Origin of the sequence: Exiguobacterium sp. s5, assembly GCF_018618075.1 — a bacterium.
GTDB lineage: Bacteria > Bacillota > Bacilli > Exiguobacteriales > Exiguobacteriaceae > Exiguobacterium > Exiguobacterium mexicanum_A.
Genome location: NZ_JACSLK010000006.1, coordinates 148,683 through 168,745, shown reverse-complemented (window position 1 = coordinate 168,745; position 20,063 = coordinate 148,683). Strand labels below are relative to the sequence as shown.

General features: G+C 52.8%; 17 protein-coding genes and 1 riboswitch. Of the genes, 13 read left to right on the top strand and 4 right to left on the bottom strand.

Going from position 1 to position 20,063, the window contains the following annotated elements; all coding sequences use genetic code 11:
* Nucleotides 1–18: 18 nt before the first annotated feature.
* From KNP60_RS12905 to lysA, 8 genes are read left to right on the top strand one after another with little or no spacing between them, the layout of a single operon-like run.
* Nucleotides 19–1,218: an aspartate kinase gene (locus KNP60_RS12905; RefSeq protein ID WP_214797627.1), complete on the top strand. Its 1,200-nt coding sequence runs from the start codon at nt 19–21 to the stop codon at nt 1,216–1,218.
* A 12-nt stretch (nt 1,219–1,230) separates the two neighbouring features.
* Nucleotides 1,231–2,226, top strand: a complete 996-nt coding sequence (locus KNP60_RS12900; protein WP_034781260.1) for an aspartate-semialdehyde dehydrogenase — start codon at nt 1,231–1,233, stop codon at nt 2,224–2,226.
* 12 nt (nt 2,227–2,238) lie between these two features.
* Nucleotides 2,239–3,120, top strand: coding sequence for a 4-hydroxy-tetrahydrodipicolinate synthase (dapA, locus tag KNP60_RS12895; RefSeq protein WP_214797626.1), 882 nt, complete (start codon nt 2,239–2,241; stop codon nt 3,118–3,120).
* Nucleotides 3,117–3,866, top strand: coding sequence for a 4-hydroxy-tetrahydrodipicolinate reductase (dapB, locus tag KNP60_RS12890; protein ID WP_214797625.1), 750 nt, complete (start codon nt 3,117–3,119; stop codon nt 3,864–3,866). The genes dapA and dapB overlap by 4 nt, the downstream gene beginning before the upstream one ends.
* A complete protein-coding gene (dapD, locus tag KNP60_RS12885) occupies nt 3,844–4,551 on the top strand; it encodes a 2,3,4,5-tetrahydropyridine-2,6-dicarboxylate N-acetyltransferase (protein WP_034781255.1) in 708 nt (235 codons plus the stop codon). Before dapB ends, dapD begins: the two co-directional genes overlap by 23 nt.
* A 46-nt stretch (nt 4,552–4,597) precedes the next feature.
* Nucleotides 4,598–5,524 (top strand): branched-chain amino acid transaminase, encoded by a 927-nt coding sequence (locus KNP60_RS12880; RefSeq protein WP_214797624.1) that lies wholly within the window; start codon nt 4,598–4,600, stop codon nt 5,522–5,524.
* Between the two features lie 13 nt (nt 5,525–5,537).
* On the top strand, nt 5,538–6,626 hold the full coding sequence (gene alr / locus KNP60_RS12875) for an alanine racemase (RefSeq protein ID WP_214797623.1): 1,089 nt from the start codon (nt 5,538–5,540) through the stop codon (nt 6,624–6,626).
* Entirely contained in the window at nt 6,596–7,888 is a 1,293-nt protein-coding gene (lysA, locus tag KNP60_RS12870; protein ID WP_251131402.1) for a diaminopimelate decarboxylase, read from the top strand. Before alr ends, lysA begins: the two co-directional genes overlap by 31 nt.
* Before the next feature lie 100 nt (nt 7,889–7,988).
* Here lysA and KNP60_RS12865 read toward each other — a convergent pair whose 3' ends face one another.
* Entirely contained in the window at nt 7,989–8,504 is a 516-nt protein-coding gene (locus tag KNP60_RS12865) for a hypothetical protein (RefSeq protein WP_214797622.1), read from the bottom strand.
* 276 nt (nt 8,505–8,780) lie between these two features.
* Here KNP60_RS12865 and KNP60_RS12860 point away from each other — a divergent pair, with 276 nt between their 5' ends.
* Entirely contained in the window at nt 8,781–9,329 is a 549-nt protein-coding gene (locus KNP60_RS12860; protein ID WP_214797621.1) for a nitroreductase family protein, read from the top strand.
* Between the two features lie 433 nt (nt 9,330–9,762).
* On the opposite strand, the gene KNP60_RS12855 is transcribed toward KNP60_RS12860, so the two are convergent.
* Nucleotides 9,763–10,299 (bottom strand): gamma carbonic anhydrase family protein, encoded by a 537-nt coding sequence (locus KNP60_RS12855; RefSeq protein ID WP_034781244.1) that lies wholly within the window; start codon nt 10,297–10,299, stop codon nt 9,763–9,765.
* A gap of 120 nt (nt 10,300–10,419) precedes the next feature.
* Between KNP60_RS12855 and ade the strand changes: the two genes are divergently transcribed.
* The 3 genes from ade to KNP60_RS12840 all read left to right on the top strand — a co-directional run bounded on the left by ade (nt 10,420) and on the right by KNP60_RS12840 (nt 14,469).
* Entirely contained in the window at nt 10,420–12,129 is a 1,710-nt protein-coding gene (gene ade / locus KNP60_RS12850; RefSeq protein WP_214797620.1) for an adenine deaminase, read from the top strand.
* Nucleotides 12,130–12,246: 117 nt separating this feature from the next.
* A complete protein-coding gene (locus KNP60_RS12845) occupies nt 12,247–12,531 on the top strand; it encodes a hypothetical protein (RefSeq protein WP_214797619.1) in 285 nt (94 codons plus the stop codon).
* 57 nt (nt 12,532–12,588) lie between these two features.
* Nucleotides 12,589–12,763, top strand: a riboswitch (Lysine riboswitch).
* Between the two features lie 113 nt (nt 12,764–12,876).
* On the top strand, nt 12,877–14,469 hold the full coding sequence (locus tag KNP60_RS12840; protein WP_214797618.1) for a Na+/H+ antiporter NhaC family protein: 1,593 nt from the start codon (nt 12,877–12,879) through the stop codon (nt 14,467–14,469).
* Between the two features lie 119 nt (nt 14,470–14,588).
* On the opposite strand, the gene KNP60_RS12835 is transcribed toward KNP60_RS12840, so the two are convergent.
* A complete protein-coding gene (locus KNP60_RS12835; protein WP_152567785.1) occupies nt 14,589–16,220 on the bottom strand; it encodes a peptide ABC transporter substrate-binding protein in 1,632 nt (543 codons plus the stop codon).
* Nucleotides 16,221–16,444: 224 nt separating this feature from the next.
* On the opposite strand from KNP60_RS12835, the gene KNP60_RS12830 reads away from it, so the two are divergent.
* Nucleotides 16,445–17,848: a basic amino acid/polyamine antiporter gene (locus KNP60_RS12830; protein ID WP_214797617.1), complete on the top strand. Its 1,404-nt coding sequence runs from the start codon at nt 16,445–16,447 to the stop codon at nt 17,846–17,848.
* Between the two features lie 40 nt (nt 17,849–17,888).
* Here the strand turns inward: KNP60_RS12830 and KNP60_RS12825 are convergent, their stop codons facing one another.
* The gene (locus tag KNP60_RS12825) at nt 17,889–19,931 is read right to left on the bottom strand and encodes an EAL domain-containing protein (RefSeq protein ID WP_214797616.1); all 2,043 of its coding nucleotides are present in this window, start codon (nt 19,929–19,931) and stop codon (nt 17,889–17,891) included.
* Nucleotides 19,932–20,063: the final 132 nt, after the last annotated feature.

The window sequence follows — 20,063 nt, the reverse complement described above, 5'->3', positions numbered from 1 at the left end:
ATGAAAGTGGGGAACCTGATGACAACCGTATTGAAATTCGGAGGCAGCTCCGTTGCCACGATTGAACAAATCCAGGCCATTTCTGAATATTTACAGACTCGGGCCGCCGCCGGTGAAAAGCTCGTCGTCGTCGTTTCCGCGATGGGGAAAACGACTGACTCACTCTTGTCACTCGCCAAACAAATTACGGAACGCCCGATGATTCGTGAACTTGACCGCTTGCTCGCGGTCGGTGAGGAGCAGACGATCAGCCTGCTCAGCATCGCTTTAAACTCTCGGGGCGTGGCCGCCATCTCGCTCACCGGACAACAAGCCGGCATCGACACGATGGGTATTCACACGAAAAGTAAAATCAAGGCGATTCGAAAAGAAGTGTTAGAAGAAAAACTTCGGACGTATGACGTCGTCATCGTCGCCGGTTTCCAAGGTGTCAACGAGTTCGGTGACGTGACGACGCTCGGACGGGGTGGGTCGGATACGACGGCCGTCGCCTTGGCCGCCGTGCTCAGCAAACGTTGTGAAATCTATACAGACGTCGCCGGGGTCTACACGGCTGACCCACGTATCCACAAAACGGCACGCCGACTAGACACGGTCTCATATGACGAGATGATGGAGATGAGCGCGCTCGGGTCGAAAGTGATGGAGATGAGAAGCGTAGAGCTCGCGAAAAAATTTGATGTGAACATCTTTGTAGGGAAGACGCTTGCAAGCGAAGGAGGAACATGGATCATGGATATGACACAGGCGATGGAACAAAAAGCGGTGACGAGCGTGAGCGTCGTGAAGAACGTGCTCAGTGTCTCAATCAAACACATTCCACATTCGGTGGCAGGAGTTGCCGACATTTTCGAGAAGTTGTCACAGCGTCATGTCAATATCGATATGATCAGTCAGACGGCGTTCGACGGAGAAGTGTTCTTATCGTTCACGTGTCCGCTCGATGAAGAGGCGTTCCTCGAAGAAGCGCTCGCAGAATTGACCGAGACGTTCCCGCAAATCAAAATTGACCGTCATACCGAACATGCGAAAATTTCGGTCGTCGGCATCGGGATGCGTGACGCGACCGGGGTCGCGTCCGAATTGTTCGCCACGTTCCGTGAAAGCGGGATCCCATTCTATCAAGTCACGACATCCGAGATCAGCATCTCGTACACGATTAACGATCAAGACGTTGAAACGGCGGTCGCAGCCATCGCCGAACGTTTCCATTTATAAGGGGGAGTCACCATGTATAATGTAGCCGTCGTCGGCGCGACCGGAGCCGTCGGTCAAAAAATGATTGAAGTCTTGACCGAATACGAGTTTCCAATCAACGAATTATTGCTTTACGCTTCAGCCCGTTCAGCCGGAAAGACCGTGAACGTGAACGGAAAAGATGTCGTCATCCGGGAACTGTCGGACGCGATTTACGCCGACCCGATCGATATCGCGCTTTTCTCAGCCGGGGGGAGCCTCAGTGAACAATATGCACCTCGTCTGAGTGAACAAGGGGTCATCGTCATCGATAACTCGAGCGCGTTCCGGATGCAAGCGGACATCCCGCTCATCGTCCCGGAAGTGAACCGAGTCGAACTGAGCCCGGACAAGACACTCATCGCCAACCCGAACTGCTCGACGATTCAATCGGTCGTCGCACTCGCACCGCTTGCGGAAGTATACGGGTTGACGCGCGTCGCTTACACATCGTATCAAGCCGTCTCCGGGTCGGGTCAAAAAGGGATTGAAGACTTGGAACGTGGAGCGCGCGGCGAGGAACCGAAAAACTATCCGTATCCGATTTACGATAACGTCTTGCCGCACATCGATGTGTTCTTAGAGAACGGTTATACGAAAGAAGAACAGAAGATGATCGAGGAAACACGTAAAATTTTGAACGCGCCGAACCTCGGGGTGACGGCGACATGCGTCCGTGTCCCGGTCCGTAACAGCCACGCCGTCTCGATCACGGTCACGCTCGACCGCGAGGCGACGCTAGCCGAAGTGAAAGCCGTGCTCGCGGACGCGCCAGGTGTCGTCCTCATGGACAACCCGGGCGAACTCGTCTATCCGACACCGCTCGATGCGAACGGGACAGACGACGTGTACGTCGGTCGTGTCCGTGTCGACGAGTCACAGCCGAACACGTTCCATCTCTGGTGTGTCGCTGATAACGTTCGAAAAGGCGCGGCAGCGAACGCCGTCCAAATCGCCCAATGCATGATTGGGCAGACTGCTACAAAATAAGGGGGAGATTATATGTTCACAGGAGTCGCAACCGCACTCGCTACACCGTTTCAAGCAGACGGTCAGCTAAATCTCACAGCGTGGGAAGCGTTGATTCAAGATCAAATTAAAGAGGGTGTCAGCGGTCTGGTGATCGGGGGAACGACCGGTGAAGGCATGACCATCACGGACGACGAGTTCGAGACGCTTCTCGTCAAAGCGATTGAAGTCGCTGCCGGTCGCGCCGTTATCATCGCCGGAACCGGGTCGAACAACACGGCGCTCAGCATTCAAAAGACGAAACGGGCCGCCGAACTCGGAGCCGAGATGGCGATGGTCGTCACGCCTTATTACAACAAGTCGACGCAAGCAGGTCTGATTGCCCACTTCACAGCGATTGCCGACGCGTCACCGATTCCGCTCATGCTCTACAACGTACCGTCACGCACGGGTGTCGCCCTAGATCCGGCAACGGTTGGGGAACTCGCCGATCACCCACGCATCGCTGCGCTCAAGGAAGCGAGCGGGGATATCTCGGTGATGGCTCAAATGATGGCGCACGTGCCGGAAGGCTTCCCAGTCTATTGCGGGAACGATGATCAAATCCTTCCTTATATGGCTTGGGGCGCGCAAGGTGTCGTCTCGGTCCTCTCGAACGTCTATCCGGGTGCGACGGTCGCTTTAGCCGAAGCGCTCCTCGCCGGAGATTTAGAGACGGCACGCACATGGCAGCTCCGACTGCTCCCGGTCATTGACGAATTGTTCGCGGAAGTGAACCCGATTCCGGTCAAAGCGGCACTCAATGCACGCGGCTTCGAGTTCGGTGCACCACGTCTCCCGCTCGTCCCGATGAGCGCGACGGCCGAGGCCCGCTTGTTGTCGGCAATGGAGCAGTTCAATGAGGTGAGACAGTGAACTTACTCATTCATGGCTTCGGAGCGATGGGACAGATCGTCGAAGAAGTCGCCCGGACACAAAACTTGAACGTTGCGGCCATCGTCTCACCGGCCGGAGGGGAGCATCCCGTCTCGTTGCAAGACGTCGAGGCCGACGTCGATGTCGTCATCGACTTCTCGAACCCGGCACTGTTAGATGATGTGCTCGCTTTCGGGAAAGCCAAGCAAATCCCGCTCGTCATCGCGACGACGGGTTTCTCGGAAGCGGAACTCGCCAAAATTGAAGCGGCGTCTCAGGAGATCCCGATTTTCCAGTCGTATAATACGTCTTATGGGATCGCGCTCCTGAAACAGTTGCTCGACCAACTCGTCCCGCTCACGCTCGGTTATGACATCGAAGTGATTGAGGCACACCACCGTAAAAAAGTCGACGCACCGAGCGGCACGGCGGAATTGCTCGCCCGTGCCATCGAAGCCAAACGCGATGTGACACCGGTATATGACCGGACACCGCGTCGCGAAGCGCGTGCAGCCGATGAACTCGGCATGCACTCGGTGCGCGGCGGCACGATCTTTGGGGAACATACGGTGCTCTTCGCCGGAGACGACGAAATGCTTGAATTGAAACATACGGCCCTGTCCAAACGCGTCTTCGCGAACGGGGCACTCGCCGCGGCGGCGACGATTCTCGACCGCCCGGCCGGACTATATAATTTAACGAACCTATACGAGGAGGCCACTCATGTTACTCACAAACGCTTATGAAATCGCGCAATACATTAAAGATGCCAAGAAAGAAACACCTGTCAAACTATACGTCAACGGTCAGTTGGCCGGTCTAGACATCGAAGGGGCGAAAGCATTCGGGACCGACGAATCGAAATTATTCCTCACGACGGCCGAACGCGCAGCCGCTTTCGTTGAAGCGAACGCAGCGGTCATCACAGATACGCATCTCGAATACGACCGCCGGAACAGCGCCGTGCCGATGCTCGACACGACGAAATTGAACGCGCGCATCGAACCAGGTTCGTTCATCCGAGACCACGTTCAAATCGGCAATAACGTCGTCGTCATGATGGGTGCCGTCATCAATATCGGTGCCGTCATCGGTGACGGATCGATGGTCGACATGAACGCGGTCATCGGTGCCCGTGGGACGCTCGGGAAGAACGTCCATCTTGGAGCCGGCGCGGTTGTCGCCGGTGTCCTTGAGCCACCTTCAAAAGACCCGGTCATCATTGAAGACGGTGTCATGGTCGGTGCGAACGCCGTCATCTTGGAAGGCGTCCGTGTCGGTGAAAACGCAGTCGTCGCAGCAGGGAGTGTCGTCACGCAAGACGTCCCAGCAGGAAGCGTCGTCGCCGGTACACCAGCCCGTGTCATTAAGCAAAAAGATGAAAAAACCGCAGAAAAAACACAACTTGTTGATGACTTACGCTCCCTGTAACGTATAATAGACAGAAAATATAAACAATGAATGGGAGAGTTGAACAATGGAACAGTATGGACAATGGATGTGGCAAGACGGGGCTTGGATCGAGCCGAGTGACGCGAACACGAGTATCATGACACACGCGATTCACTACGGTAGCGGGTTCTTCGAAGGGATTCGGGCATACCACACAGAGGAAGGCCCGGCCATCTTCCGACTCCGTGAACACTTGGAGCGACTCGTTCGTTCGTGTGCATACTATCACGTCGACTTGCCGTACACGGTCGATGAGCTCGAACAAGCGACAATCGAATTGATTGAACGCAACGGCTTCGAGGCTTGTTACATCCGCCCATTCGTTTTCCTCGGCACACCTTGGCAGGCACTCATGCCGACGCAGGAAACGAAAGTACACGTCGCGATCTCGTGCTGGCCGCTCGGCGAATATTTCAGCAAGACGGTCGGTATCCGCGCGAAAGTCGCATCGTATCGTCGCGTGTCTTCGACGATGATGCCGATGCAAGCGAAAGCGGCGGCGAACTATATGAACTCGCAACTCCTTAAAGGAGAAGCGGTGCGCGATGGATATGATGAAGCGATCGCCCTCGACATGAACGGAAACGTCAGCGAGGCGAGCGTCGCCAACATCTTCCTCGTCAAAGGAAACAAAATCTTCACACCGTCACTCGATTGCTCGGTGCTCGACGGCATCACGCGTCAAACGGTGATCGAACTCGCCCGTGAGGAAGGGTTCGAGGTCATCGAACGCCACATCGGACGTGACGAACTATATGTCGCAGATGAAATCTTCTTAACGGGGACGGCGGCTGAAGTGACGAGCGTCATCGAAATCGACAACATCTCAATCGGCGGCGGCGTCCAGACGGTCGCGACGAATATGCTCGCGCGTTACCGTGAAGCTGTGACGGGACAAATTCCGACACACCGCGATTGGATCACGTTCGTCAAAGCAGGAGTCATAGAATAAAGGAGTTTTTTGTATGGGAGTCACAATTGACTTGAATGCGATTCGCGAAAACAAACGTCGGATTGAAGCACTTGGCCGACCGGTGTTCGCCGTCGTGAAAAACAACGCCTATAACTTAGGGATGGAGCCAGTTGTGACGACACTGTACGAAGAAGGGGTACGTCACTTCATGGTGACGACGCTGGACGAGGCGAGCGAGGTCCGGGCATCAGCTCAGGAAGCGCGCGTCCTCGTCATGAACCCGGTCTACGACTGGGCAATCGTCCATCGTGACCATCTTGACGTCGCCATCGGTTCCTATGACTGGCTCGTCTCGCAACGGGATCAGTTAGACGGTGTCCGCCTTCATTTAAAGCTCGACGTCGGGATGAACCGATTCGGTGCCAAGACGTTCCAGGAAGCGCTGGCCATCGTCGCGTTTTGCCAAGACGAGGGGCTCGACCTCGTCGGGTTATGTACTCATTTCCCGCTTGCTGACGCCGACAACGCGGAAATCGAACACAGTGTGCACGTGGAACGGTTCGCCGACTGGTCGAATCGTCTCATCGAACGGCATTCGTTCGACATCGTGCACGCGGCCAATAGCGCCGCGACACTACAAGCGGATCCGCGCCTCGGGCATTGCACCCATGTGCGCGTGGGGATCTTCCTTTATGGCTATTCCTCGGTCGAACCGGTCGATTGGCTCATCCCGGCGTTTCACTGGGAAACAGAAGTCGTTGCCGTCCATGACATCGAGGCCGGTACCCACGTCGGTTACGGTACGGGCTACACGGCCGAGACGAAGGAACGCATCGCCGTGCTCTCCGTCGGTTATGGCGACGGACTTATGCGGGCTCGGCGCTTCTTACCGGCCCACATCGAAGGACGGGCCTATCCGTTCATCAGCAACATCTTCATGAGCCACAGTTTCTTGCGCGTCGATGACACGATTCAAGTCGGAGACCGTGTGGAGCTGTACGGCCATATCACGAAAATCGATGACGTGACCCGCACCGGGCACGCCAATAACTCAGAACAATTATGCGCACGCTCATGGCGTGTCCCGCATCGCTTTGAAGGAGGCAATGTATGTACACCACCAACCAATCAGTTTGTATGATCGAAGGCGTGTCCGTCCGTGAACTTCAAGCGACGTACGGGACACCGCTCTATATCATGAGCGAGCCTGAACTCGAGCGTCGCCTCGGCCTCGTCCGGAACGCGTTCCTCGACAAGTATCCGAACACATACGCGCTCTACGCATCAAAAGCGATGTCGATCGCGGCCGTGTACGATAAAGTGATGGCAGCGGGCTTAAGCATCGACGTCGTCTCACGCGGTGAGATGTTCGTCGCGCTCCACGCAGGTGTCCCAGCTGACCGGATTCACGTCCACGGGTCGAACAAGACGGTGCAGGACATCACGTTCGCACTCGAGAACGGCATCACCCATTTCACGATTGACAATATGCGCGAAATCGGACTGTTGTCGGGCCTCGCGGTCGAACACGATGTCGACGTCGACGTCCTGCTCCGCATCGTCCCACAAGTCGTCGGAGGCGCCCATGAGGCGATTCAGACGGGTGGGGTCGACACGAAGTTCGGCTTCCCGACCCACGACGACACGTATCTCGAAGCGATCAAGGCGACGCTGCAGGCGGAACGTCTGCACTTGCAAGGCATCCACTGTCACGTCGGCTCGCAGATTCAAGAACCGACGTTGTTCATCAATACCGTCAAGACGATGGTCAACTTCATCGAGACGATCCGTCAAGAGACGGGATATACGGCCGACGTCTTGAATATCGGTGGTGGCTTCGGTGTCGCCTATCTCGAGTCGGACGACCCGCTCGACTTCGCCGACACGATGACGCAAGTGATGGACACGCTCGTCGCGGAAGTAGAACGCTTCGGCTTGCCGCTTCCGAAAATCGGCATCGAGCCGGGCCGTTGGCTCGTCGCCAACGCCGGCGCGACGCTCTATGAAGTCGGGACGGTGAAAGAAGTGAGCGGTGTCCGCACGTACGTCTCGGTCGACGGAGGCATGACGGATAACATTCGTCCCGCCCTCTATGATGCCGAGTATGATGTGATTGCGGCGACACGGATGGATGAGCCGAAGACGATTGAAGCAAAAATCGTCGGGGCGTGCTGCGAGTCGGGAGACATCATCTCGAACCGTTCGCTCATCCCGCCGGTCGAAGCTGGCGATCTCCTCCTCGTCAAAGCGACGGGAGCGTACAATTTCTCGATGGCGAGCAACTATAACCAGATGCTCCGCCCGGCCGTCGTCTTCGTGAAAGACGGGACACATCGTCTCGTCGTCCGCAGACAGACACTTGAAGACTTGGTCGCCTGTGAGGTCGTCGGGCAATCGACATGACGGTGTAAATCAATAGAGAAAAGGGATTCAGTCACATCACAAGACTGAATCCCTTTTTATATGAATGGCTAATATGGCCTCACCGAATCAATCGATTCAGTTAATCTAGTTGTGCGTTGATTTCCTCTTCATATCGGTCAACGAGCTCGTTGTTATCGTCCGTCTGATACTTCTTTTCCAATTCCAATTTCAACTTAAGCCAAATTGTATTTTTTTCATAGATGTCTCGGTCAAACTGATGGTTTAATTCTTGTAGCGATAACCCAAGCGCGCTCGCGTAGGCAAGATGGTTCGGTAAATCACTTTGATCCGGTCCTTGTTGAATGTAATGGTCAATCTCATCTTCAGTAACATGAATGTTGTATTGATTTTTTGCGATTGTTTTCCATACGACATCCTTTTCCATCGCTTCAGTCGAGAGAGTGATGACTTGTTCATCTGTTAAGTCGGTTTCATAATACAGCCTCTCTTGTGCCAATGTTCGAATAATCCACTTCCGCAACGGCTCCTCGACGTCGAACTGATTTGCTTCAATGATCACGTCATCAAACAATTTTTTGTAATCATCGAACGAAAATTCATCTATGATTTGGCGTTGTTCTTCTTCACTTTTCATTACAATTGTTCCTTGGGGCGATGCCGCTGATTGACATGCTGTTATGAAGATGACGAACGAAAGCGTACATATGAGAAATAATTTGAAACGTGTGGGCACGGCGATCCTCTCCTTTTCCGTGTCATCTATAAACGTAATCAAAAGAGCGTGAAAAGCCTTCATCTTTATATACTTGATTGGAAGGCGTCAGGTTCCCATTCTTTTCGGTCAAATTTCTACACGTGAGAAATGTTTTCAATTATGATGATAGAGAGAATAGAGGGGGAAGTGACTTCAATGGAAAAGACAGCAGGACAACAGTTGATTGAGTCGCGGCGGACGATTCGGATGTTCACTGAAGAACCGATTGCGACGAAAGTACTCTATGGGTTGTTGGCATCGGCGCATCAGGCACCGTTTCATAACAAAGTCGAACCGTGGAATCTCTATTTGTTCAACGGAGATGGAAAAGACGTCTTGCTTCAGGCGCTCGAACCGGCGTTTCAAGATGGACCAGAGGCGAAGCGCGAGAAAATCGCGGGACGCATCCGGAACGCCGCAGCTTGCGTCTACGTGACGACGAAACATTTCGAGACGGACAAAGGGAAGAAAGATGCGCTGCTCGCGACGGCGACGATGATTCAAAACTTTCATTTATTATGTAGTGAGCAACAGATTGGCCTCGTCTGGCGGACGGGCGGTATTTTTGAGGATGCCAGGCTTCAAGAGATGATTGGAGCTGAGGGTGAGACGTTTGTCGGACTGCTCCAGCTCGGTCGTTACGAAGACGTACCGCCGACGAAGCAACGTCAATCGATTGACGCTTGCTTGACGATTTTTGAGTGAACGAAAAGGTCCGAGCGTAGGTGACTACGATCGGACCAGTATTTATAGGTCAATGAGACTGAGCCGTTCATGTGAGCGCTCAGTTTATTTTTTTAACTTGGCTGCGAGCCAGTCTTGAATGACATTCGTTGGAATCATTTTGTTCACGTTCCCTTAACTTTAGTTTCTTCCTCTTTAGTATTATCCGATTGCAATCGTTCCCAAACCTCTCGATGTGTTCCTTGCAGCGTATCGTCGAACGAATCCTCGATATGCAGGCAATAGCTTGGGTTAACGGACGAGGCGTACAAGTCTAACATGAGTTCGGCATGGTTTGGATACATTACAATTGGCCCCTTTCGACACGTCGGCTTGACTACATCCTCAGTATACAAAGGAAACATGAAGAAAAATCGGGATAATCGTTAACAATTTATGAATCTTGTAAACGCTTTCACAATCTTTGTGTCGATGTGAGTGGCTCGCATGTCGTCAAGTACTGCTCAGCCCGTTTCGCGTATTTGTTGACGGTCCGTTCCATGATGAAGCGATCCTCGTCATTGAGCGGACGGACGACTTTGGCGGGCACGCCCATGACCATGACGCCTTCCGGGATTTGCATGTTCGGTGTGACGAGTGCACCGGCTGCGATGAATGAACCTTTGCCGATTTTGGCTCCGTCGAGGACGGTCGCATGCATACCGATGAGACAGCCTTCTTCAATCTCGCATCCGTGAATCATCGCCATGTGTCCAATCGACACCCGGTCATGGATGATGGTCGGGGACCCTTCATATTGATGGACCATCGATCCGTCTTGAATATTCACGTACGAACCAATTTGAATCGGTCCTTCATCGCCGCGGATGATCGTATTGAACCAGACGCCGGAATGGGCGCCAATCGTGACATCGCCGATGACGTGCGCCCCTGGTGCGATGAACACCGTCTCATCAACATGTGGAATCAATTCTCCTAATTTGTATTGCATATGTGTAACCCCTTTCAAACGGATATGCTTTCATTGTCGCATAAGTTGAAAAAGAAATTGCACCGGAAAGATTATTCTTGTTAAGATAGTAAAAATACGTAGAAAAAAGGAGACACACAGATGGAGAAACAACATTTGATCGACATCGCGGCGAAAAAAAAGAAAGCAGCGGTCGTCTTTAAAGATGTGGCGGTCATCGACGTCTACAGCCGTGAGACGATTCGCACCGACGTCGCCATCGACGCCGGCTATATTGTGGCCATTGGGGACGGCTACGAAGGGGAGACCGAATACCATGACCCGTCTTGGACGCTCGCACCGTCATTCATCGACGCGCATGTCCATATCGAGTCGTCGATGGTACCCCCTCACGAGTTCGCCAAAGCGGTGCTTCCGCTCGGGGTGACGACGGTCATCGCCGATCCGCACGAGATTGCGAACGTGAACGGGGCACTCGGCATCGAGTATATGCTCGCCGACGCCAAAGGGTTGCCGCTCGACGTGCGGATGATGCTCCCGAGCTGTGTGCCGGCGACGCCGTTCGAGCACGCCGGGGCGAAGCTATACGCCGAGGACTTGGCGCCGTTTTTAGGGGACCCGGGCGTCCACGGTCTCGGCGAGGTGATGGACTATCCGTCTGTCGAGTCCGGAAGTGAGGATATGCTTCAAAAGATTGCACAAACTGAACACGTCGGGAAAGTCGTCGACGGCCATGCTTCGGGCCTCGGTCCGGACCAGCTGAACGTATACCGGACGGCAGGGATCATGACCGATCACGAATGCACGACGGCCGAAGAAGCGCTCGAACGGGTCCGGCGCGGCTTTTATGTTCAAATTCGAGAAGGGTCGGTCGCCCGGAACGTGGAGAAAGTCAGCCAGGCCATCACAGAAAGCAACGCTCACCGTTTCCTGTTCTGTACGGACGATAAACACTTGGACGACCTCGTCGCCGAAGGCGGGATCGACTACAACATTCGCATGGCAATCAAACAAGGTGTCAAACCAGAGACGGCCTATGCCGTCGCTAGTCTGCACGCGGCCGAGGCATACGGACTCAAAGATGTGGGTGCCGTCGCTCCGGGCAAACGAGCAAACTTTGTTATCTTGTCAGACGTCCAATCGGTAAAAATCGAAACCGTCTACGTGAACGGGGAAGTCGTCGCCAAAGATGGTAAGGCGACGTTCGAAGCCGACGGGATTGAAGTGCCGAAACCGATGAAAGGGGAACTCAAACTACCCGATTTGACGGCGGACTCGTTCCGTTTAGCCGTGAAAGAAGAAGCGGTCGATGTGATTCAAGTATTGCCGAACAGTCTCTTGACGAAGCGACAGCGTCTTGTCTTCACACCGGACGCGTCCGGAGCCGACCTCGCCCAAGACATTGCCACGCTGGCCGTCATCGAACGCCATCACGGGACGGGTCACATGGCCCTGGCCCCGGTGACAGGGTTCGGCTTGAAGCGGGGTGCGCTCGCGGCGACGGTCGCCCATGATAGCCACAACCTCGTCATCGCGGGAGTAAGCCCGGACGACATGTTGCTCGCTGCGGAAACACTTGAAAAAGTGGGCGGTGGTGTCGTCGCGGTGTCAGAAGGGAAGGTGCTGGCGGTCTTACCGCTCGAGATTGGAGGACTCATGACGAAACGTCCGTATGCGGAAGTGGCGGACGTACTCGAACAGTTGAACGATGCGCTCGACGTCGTCGGCGCCCATCGTCATTTCAATCCATATTTGACGATGTCGTTCCTCGCGCTCCCGGTCATCCCGGATTTGAAGTTGACCGATATGGGACTATTCGATGTGACGACGTTCTCATTCATCGAATCGTAAGTCAGTCTAACGTATGATTTTTGTTAAGAACGACCCGAAACGATTGAACGCTCTTGGTTAAGTTGGTATAGTTACGACAAGTTTCATCGGTACAAATGGAAAGGGGGGATATAACAGATGGAACAAGTTGCTTACAACCGGTCGTATGATGAACATGAGGATTTGATCAATTCTGTGTATCGTGCCTTCCAGGATCGATGTGAAGAATTGCCTGATGAGACGCGGACGAAACGGCGGTTGCGTCATCTCGTCTTACTGACGATTAAAGACCATACATCGTCACACGCCGAACGATTCGTCTTGTATCATTTCTTTAGTGATTTCTTTAAAGCGGTCGAGTCTGACGATCAAGCTGCACTCGCTGTGTTAAAACAAATCATCCGAGATGAAAAAAACTATTGATTAGTCACTATGACCTATGATAATTTAGACGTAACTTTAAATGAATATTCGTGCTATCGATGAGGTAGAGGTGCGATGCTGATGAGTAAGTAGTCCGAGGATGACAACGGTGAAGACTACAGAAAGGCAAGATCGCCGAAGTGTAAAGTCATGTCTCTGACTTTGTGCTGGGCTGACGGGAAATACCCGTCAGACTGCCATACATATTTACGTATGGAGCGCTCCAAGTCGGCTAAGAAAGACGGAACATCCAGCGAGGGTGTCGGCTTTGTTGCCGATGCCCTCGCTTTGCGTTTTTTTAAGCATAGGGGGGCCTCATCTCAAACAGAAGAGGAGGAAATCAGCATGGTAGATTATTCAACTTCGGTACTATCACTCGTACCGGCTTTACTCGCCATTATTATGGCCATCACAACACGGAAAGTCATTCCGTCACTCGGTGTCGGGATTATCGCAGGGGTGTTACTGCTTCACAATTTCAACCCGCTCGAATCGATTCAGTATTTATGGTCAAACATCATCGCGCTATTTTGGGCGGACGGGGCCATCAATGAATGGAACGTGCTGTTGATCGCGTTCTTGCTCTTGCTTGGCATCTTGTCATCCATCATTCAAACGTCGGGCGGAGCCCGTGCGTTCGGAGAATGGGCCGCTTCTAACGTCAAAACGGCTCGTGGCGCTCGCCTCGTCTCGTTCGGTCTTGGGATTTTGATTTTCATCGATGACTATTTCAACAGTCTTGCCGTCGGGAATATCAGCCGACCGCTGACGGACCGGAAAAAAGTATCACGCGCGAAACTCGCTTATACGATCGATTCGACGGCCGCACCGGTCTGTGTCATCAGCCCGCTCTCGAGTTGGGGAGCGTACATCATCGCCATCATCGCAGGAATTCTTGCGAAGTACTCGATCGACAGCTACTCGTCATTCTCAGCGTTCATCCAAATCATCCCGATGAACTTCTATGCCATCTTCGCACTTATGTTGACGGCGTATGTCGCTTACACGGGACTCGCGATCGGACCGATGCGTACACATGAGCTACGTGCCCTTCAAGGTGAGCTCTACGACTCATCGAAAGGCGCACCGATGGGGATGAGTGAAGATATTAAAGAACACGATGGCGGGAAAGTCCGCGACTTGATTGTCCCAATCATCGTGTTGATCATTGCCACTGTCTCAGCCATGTTGTACACAGGCGGACAAGCGCTTGCGGCCGATGGTCAAAGCTTCTCGCTTCTCGGTGCGTTCGAGTCGACAGATGTGACACGGTCACTCGTGACCGGTGCCGTCGTCAGCTTGCTCGTTGCGCTCTTGCTCTTGATTGGTCGTAAAATTCCAGCTAAAGACTACGGTCATGCGACGTGGGCCGGTATCCGTGCCATGTGGCCCGCCGTACTCATCTTGCTCTTTGCCTGGACGATCATTGCCGTCATCGGAGATATGAGAACGGGTGATTACTTGGCAAGTTTCGTCACAGATTCGATTGCAGCATCTTACTTGCCGCTCATCTTGTTCGCGATCGCCGGTCTGATGGCGTTCTCGACAGGGACGAGCTGGGGGACGTTCGGTCTCATGCTTCCAATCGGGGCAGACTTGATTATGGCCGTCGATCCGGAACTGTTGCTCCCGACACTTGCGGCGGTGCTCGCTGGTGCGGTGTTCGGTGACCACTGCTCACCAATTTCGGATACGACGATCCTCAGTTCGACGGGTGCCGGATCGCACCATATCGACCACGTGTTGACACAACTTCCATACGCGTTGATTGCGGCTGGTGTGTCAGCGGTCGGGTATTTGGTCCTCGGGATCACAGGCTCGATGTGGATCGGGTTCTTCGCAGCATTCGCGACGTTCGTCGTGGCCCTTGTCGTCGCGCAAATCATTTCTAAGCGCGGACGCGTGCCAGCTGAAATGCGCGCTGAACGCGAAGCGTAATTCATCTAGATCAAAGGCGTGCCACTGCTCGTGGCACGCCTCTTTTTGTGTATTGGCATAGGTGTCGATGCACAAACAAGCCCTGCCACAGGAGTGGCAGGGCTTGTAGGGCTTGTTGATTAGTTGACGTCCAACCACTTGAAGCTAGCGTCAGCTCCGAACGGATGGCGGTGCATGTTTTGAATGTTTGAGCGTTCGAGGTACGCTTCACCTTTTTGATAGATCGGTGCGATCGCGAAGTCATCTTCGAGCAAGATGCGTTCTGCTTCTTGCATCGTTTCCCAACGTTTCATTTGATCGGCTTCTTGTTTCGCGCTTTGGATCAATTTATCGTACTCGTCGTTCGAGTAGGCCATCCGGTTGAACGGACCGTCCGTTACCCACATGTCGAGGTACGTCATTGGATCCTGGTAGTCAGGGCCCCAGCCAGCAGCTGAGACGTCGTACTCACCTTTACCTTCAAGGTCAAGGAAGTTTTTGAACGGCTGTTGCTTGATGTTGAGCGTGAGGCCAGGGAGGTTCTTCTCGAGCTCACCTTTGATGTACTCGTTGACTTTCTTGAACGCTTCTTCATCACGTGAGAGGAATTCAAGTTCGATCGTTTCGACGCCAAGCTCGGCAAGACCTTTATCCCATGCCGCTTTCGCTTCGTCGACGTTGTAGCTTTGAAGGTCTGGATACTTCTCGCGGAAGTCGGCTCCGTCTTCTGTGAACGTGAAGTCTTTCGCGACGATATAGTTGGCCGGCTGTGAGCCGTCTGTCAAGATGACGTCTGTGACACCTTGCTTATCGAAGCCTTTCGCGAGCGCCTCACGAATGTTGACGTTTTGGAGCGCTTCGTTTTTCTGGTTGAAGCGAAGGAAGTTGATGCGTGCGTCGGCACGAGTCTTGAACTCTTCGCTGTCTTGGAATTGTGGCACGAATTCAGACGACAAGAGCGTGTAATCGACTTCGCCCGATTCGAACAAGTTGACACCCGTCGCGACTTCTTTGACGACTTTGACGTTGATCGTCTCCATCTTGACGTTTTCAGCATCCCAATAGTCCGGGTTCTTTTTGTATACCCAACCTTCGTTGTCTTGCCAACTGTCTAAGACGTAAGGTCCGTTGTAGAGCGTCTTATCGACCGCACTCGCGAACGACTCGCCTTGCTCTTCGACGAACTCTTGTTTTTGTGGCATGTACGTCGGGAAACCTGTCAACCCGAGGAAGTAAGGGGCTGGCGCCTCCAATTGAACTTCGAGCGTCTTCTCGTCGACCGCTTTCGCGCCGAGCGCATCGAGTTCTTCTTCGCCTGCAAGGATTTTGTTGGCGTTTTTCAAGTCTTGAAGGATATACGCATATTCCGCACCTGTCTCTGGGTTGAGGGCGCGCTTCCATGAATAGACGAAGTCTTCAGCTGTGACCGGTGAGCCATCTGACCAGTTCGCATCACGCAATTTGAAGGTGTATGTAAGTCCGTCTTCTGAAATCTCAACGTCTTCAGCAATTCCCGGTACCGGCTGGTTGTTCTCATCAAGACGATATAGTCCCTCGAAGACGTTGTTCGTCACGATAATCGATGTCGAGTCCGTTGTGAGCGTTGGGTCGAGTTGTGGTAAATCCGTCGCCGAGACGAGCGTGATTTCCTTCTTCGCATCACCCGATGATGATCCGTCCGACGAGCTCGACGATGATTCTTCTCCGCCGCCACATGCTGCTGTCGCAAGCAAGGCAACACCCGATAAAGCTAACCATTTCTTATTACGCATTGTCATACCTCCCGAAAATTCTGATTGTTTCGAATATATTGCAATTAAACTACAAACAAGATGAATGCGCAATAAAATTTTTTAAATTATTCGAAAATATAAACATTAGTGAAATACCTATCTAAACGTCATTGGATTCAGTAGAATAAGGAAATCATCGAATGATTATACATTATCCATGTATAGTTATTCGTCAGACGTTAACTTTTTTTGGAGGGTTTGGAATGAAGGGACAATCAGCCGGAATCGGCTTTTTCGGGCTTGCTGCCATGGTCGTCGGAACGATGATCGGCGGAGGCGCATTTAACTTGCCTGGTGCGATGGCGCAAGGTGCCGGGGTCGGTTCGGTATTGATCGGTTGGACGATCACGGGCATCGGCATGGTCATGCTCGCATTCGTGTTTCAATTTTTAGCGAATACGCGTCCTGAGCTTGAAGGCGGGATTTATGCCTATGCAAAGGAAGGGTTCGGCAAGTTCGTCGGTTTCAACAGCGGGTGGGGTTATTGGATGTCCGCGTGGATCGGGACGGTGGCGAACATCACGTTGATCTTTAGCACGCTCAGTTATTTCTTCCCGATCTTTTCGGCAGAGCATCGGGCGTTTCGATTGATTATGAGCGCGGTCGTGATTTGGGGGCTGTTCTGGATCATCTCGCGGGGGATGAGAGAAGCGGCACTCCTCAATATCGTCACGACGATCGCGAAGCTCGTCCCAATCTTTTTATTTATCATCCTTATCTTGTTCGCTTTCCGGATCGACACGTTCCAAATCGACTTTTGGGGTCAGTCGGGCTTCAGCTGGTCACAGGTGTTCCCGCAAGTGAAATCGACGATGCTCGTAACGTTATGGGCGTTCGTCGGCATCGAAGGAGCGGTCGTCTTATCATCACGGGCCCGTCATAAACGAGATGTCGGACGAGCGACGGTGATCGGACTGGTTGGGACACTCGTCATTTATATGATGATCTCAATCCTATCGTTCGGGGTGATGACCCAAGAGCAACTCGCGTCACTGGCGGAACCATCGATGGCGTATGTGCTTGAGGCGGTCGTCGGTCCCGTCGGTGCGACCCTCATCAATATCGGCCTCCTCGTCTCGCTCTCAGGTGCGTTGCTCGGTTGGACGATTCTCGCGACAGAGATTTCTTATGTGGCAAGTCGCGACGGGGTGTTCCCGAAAGTGTTCAATCGGCTCAATCGGAATGAGACGCCGGTGAGTGCCTTGTTCATCACGCAAGTCTTCACACAACTCGTCACCATCATTGCACTCTTCTCCGAACAGACCTATTTGGTGCTCTCGAGCATTGCCGGGATTGCGGCCCTCGTCCCGTACTTGTTTTCCGCCTTGTTCGGTTGGAAAGAGGCACGACGCACAGGGACGCGCTCGATGCTTGTCATGTCGGGCATCGCGACCGTTTACGCGGCATGGCTCCTCTATGCGTCGGGTGTCGAATATATGCTCATCGCGATGATTTTGTACGCGCCGGGCGTGTTCGTCTTCATGCTAGCCGAACGTGAACAGGGCCGGCCGTTCCTGAGCCGTCTTCAATATATGATTGCGGTCGTCATCCTGTTGGCAGCCACGTACGGCGTCTATGGACTATGGACGGCCACGATCAGCCTATAAAAAAGTCATCGAACGTCGTGAAGACGTCCGATGACTTTTTTTATTGCTTTCCGCCGGTTAACAGGCGAACGACTTCGATTGGAGGAAGTGGCTTGGCGTACAGGAAGCCTTGGAACGAGTCGCAGGCAGTTTGCTTCAAATGATCGAGCATCTCTTGGTCCTCGACGCCTTCGGCGACGACGTGCAGATTCAGGCTCTTGCCGAGATGGACGATGACATCGAGCAAGTGCGACTTCGAGGCGAGCCAATCGTCTAAAAAGACTTTATCGATTTTCAGCTCGTCGACCGGGAACGACTTCAAGTATTGGAGTGAAGAGAATCCAGTTCCAAAGTCGTCAATCGACAGGCGATAGTCGAGCCGCTTGATTTGATTCATCCGGGCGATGATTTCATCCGTCTGTTGCATGACGAGACTTTCCGTGATCTCGAGAATGATGTCGGACGGGTTTAAATTGAGCTGTTGCTTGATATTTCGGAGCGTATTGATGAAGCTGTCGCTCCGGAATTGGTTCGGTGAAATGTTGACAGCCATCGACAACGGATAATCAACGAGTCGTTGCCATGCTTTCAACTGTTTAGCGGCCTCAAGGATGACCCAGTTATTAATCGGGACGATCAGCGCCATCTCCTCGGCGAGCGGGATGAACTCCGATGGCGGGATTTGACCGAGCTCATCGTGATGCCAACGGAGAAGTGCCTCGAACCCGATGAGCCGGTCGGTCTTCAACTCGAACTTTGGTTGATACTCCAAATAAAAGTGTTTTTCCTCGAGCGCTTGATAGAGCGCTTTTTCGATATGGATTTGCCGTGAGAACGCGTCGTCCATGTCTTTCGTGACGAACTGAATCGTCCCGACGCCAATCCGTTTCCCTTTGAACAAGGCGCTTTCGGCACGCGTATATAGTTCTTCTAATGAAGATGTGGCCGATGGATAGAAGACACAACCGATGGAAATCGACACCATGATCGAGTGATGATAAATCCGGAACGGTCGTTGCAGTTCATGTTGCAATTGACGCAACAACTGGAACACTTCCTCTTTCGACTCTTCAAAGAACAGCAGTCCAAACAAGCCGCCCGACGGATGGAACATGACACTCGTCTCAGGCATGAACTGAGTGGCCCGGTCTTTGATTTGGACGAGTAGTTCGTTGCCGACACGAGAGCCGAACGATTCGTTGATGATCTTAAAGCGATCGATGTCGAACAAGGCGACATGGACCAAACCATCCCCTTGATCGACAGTTTTCAAGACGTGGGCATATTGGCGAAGCCACCCTTTTTTATTTAATAGACCGGTCAAATCGTTATGATAGGCGAGGTAGTTGACCTCTTGCTCGAGCCGTTTTTTATCCGAGACGTCAAATCCGAAGGCGGTATATTGCACGACTTCGCCTTCTTCGCTCAAGATTGGGACGACCGTCAAATTGAGCCAGCACGTGTTCGCCGTATGACGTTCCGAGCGGATGGGCATCTCGCCGTTCCAAATACGGTCGGTCGTAAGCGCTTGAAGCACGTCCTCGGCGATCGGGTCATTCTCGAATGACGGATGGATGAGCTCGAACCAATTACGACCGATAAATTGGTGATCAGGGGCCCCAATCAATCCGCATAACAACGGGTTGATTTCGGTGATTTCCCCATACGCGTTCGCAGCCAGATAATAAGTCGACTGCTCAATCATCGCCTGAAAATGATGGAGTAAGTTGAACTGTTCCGTGCTGATGAGCGGACTAAACCCTTTTGGTAAAAAGGCTAAAAAATAGCCGGTGAAATCGTTGATGGAGAAGGATTGTAAATAGGCGGTCGCATAGACGACCGAACCGTTTTTATGTTTGAACGGCGTCATCGCCGTCGTCGAGAACGGATATTGAAGGAGCAGTGGCGACCACGTCTCGAGCGTATGCTCTAAGTGCTGGACGACCGGGAGTGGGTGGTGAAGGACCTCGTCCCGTTCCCATCCGAAGAGCGTTTCCGCATGCTCGTTCCAAAGAAGGACGTTGCCGTCGAGGTTGATGTAACAGCATGGGACAGATAAAGCATCGATGAACTCGTCAATCGGCAAATCGCGCAATGAAGCCACAGCATTTCCTCCAATCTACATCAAATGAATCGTACTCTACGTTCAGTGTACCTTATTTTCCCAACCCGAGGAATGGGCAAGTTGGTCGTTGTCAAAAGAAAGACGGTCATCATATACTGAAGGAGTAAGATA

Bases quoted from the DNA above. Each gene is read 5' to 3' on its own strand.
- KNP60_RS12905 (WP_214797627.1), top strand. From the start codon at position 19: ATGACAACCGTATTGAAATTCGGAGGCAGCTCCGTTGCCACGATTGAA.
- KNP60_RS12900 (WP_034781260.1), top strand. From the start codon at position 1,231: ATGTATAATGTAGCCGTCGTCGGCGCGACCGGAGCCGTCGGTCAAAAA.
- dapA (WP_214797626.1), top strand. From the start codon at position 2,239: ATGTTCACAGGAGTCGCAACCGCACTCGCTACACCGTTTCAAGCAGAC.
- dapD (WP_034781255.1), top strand. From the start codon at position 3,844: ATGTTACTCACAAACGCTTATGAAATCGCGCAATACATTAAAGATGCC.
- KNP60_RS12880 (WP_214797624.1), top strand. From the start codon at position 4,598: ATGGAACAGTATGGACAATGGATGTGGCAAGACGGGGCTTGGATCGAG.
- alr (WP_214797623.1), top strand. From the start codon at position 5,538: ATGGGAGTCACAATTGACTTGAATGCGATTCGCGAAAACAAACGTCGG.
- lysA (WP_251131402.1), top strand. From the start codon at position 6,596: ATGTACACCACCAACCAATCAGTTTGTATGATCGAAGGCGTGTCCGTC.
- KNP60_RS12865 (WP_214797622.1), bottom strand. From the start codon at position 8,504: ATGAAAAGTGAAGAAGAACAACGCCAAATCATAGATGAATTTTCGTTC.
- KNP60_RS12860 (WP_214797621.1), top strand. From the start codon at position 8,781: ATGGAAAAGACAGCAGGACAACAGTTGATTGAGTCGCGGCGGACGATT.
- KNP60_RS12855 (WP_034781244.1), bottom strand. From the start codon at position 10,299: ATGCAATACAAATTAGGAGAATTGATTCCACATGTTGATGAGACGGTG.
- ade (WP_214797620.1), top strand. From the start codon at position 10,420: ATGGAGAAACAACATTTGATCGACATCGCGGCGAAAAAAAAGAAAGCA.
- KNP60_RS12845 (WP_214797619.1), top strand. From the start codon at position 12,247: ATGGAACAAGTTGCTTACAACCGGTCGTATGATGAACATGAGGATTTG.
- KNP60_RS12840 (WP_214797618.1), top strand. From the start codon at position 12,877: ATGGTAGATTATTCAACTTCGGTACTATCACTCGTACCGGCTTTACTC.
- KNP60_RS12835 (WP_152567785.1), bottom strand. From the start codon at position 16,220: ATGCGTAATAAGAAATGGTTAGCTTTATCGGGTGTTGCCTTGCTTGCG.
- KNP60_RS12830 (WP_214797617.1), top strand. From the start codon at position 16,445: ATGAAGGGACAATCAGCCGGAATCGGCTTTTTCGGGCTTGCTGCCATG.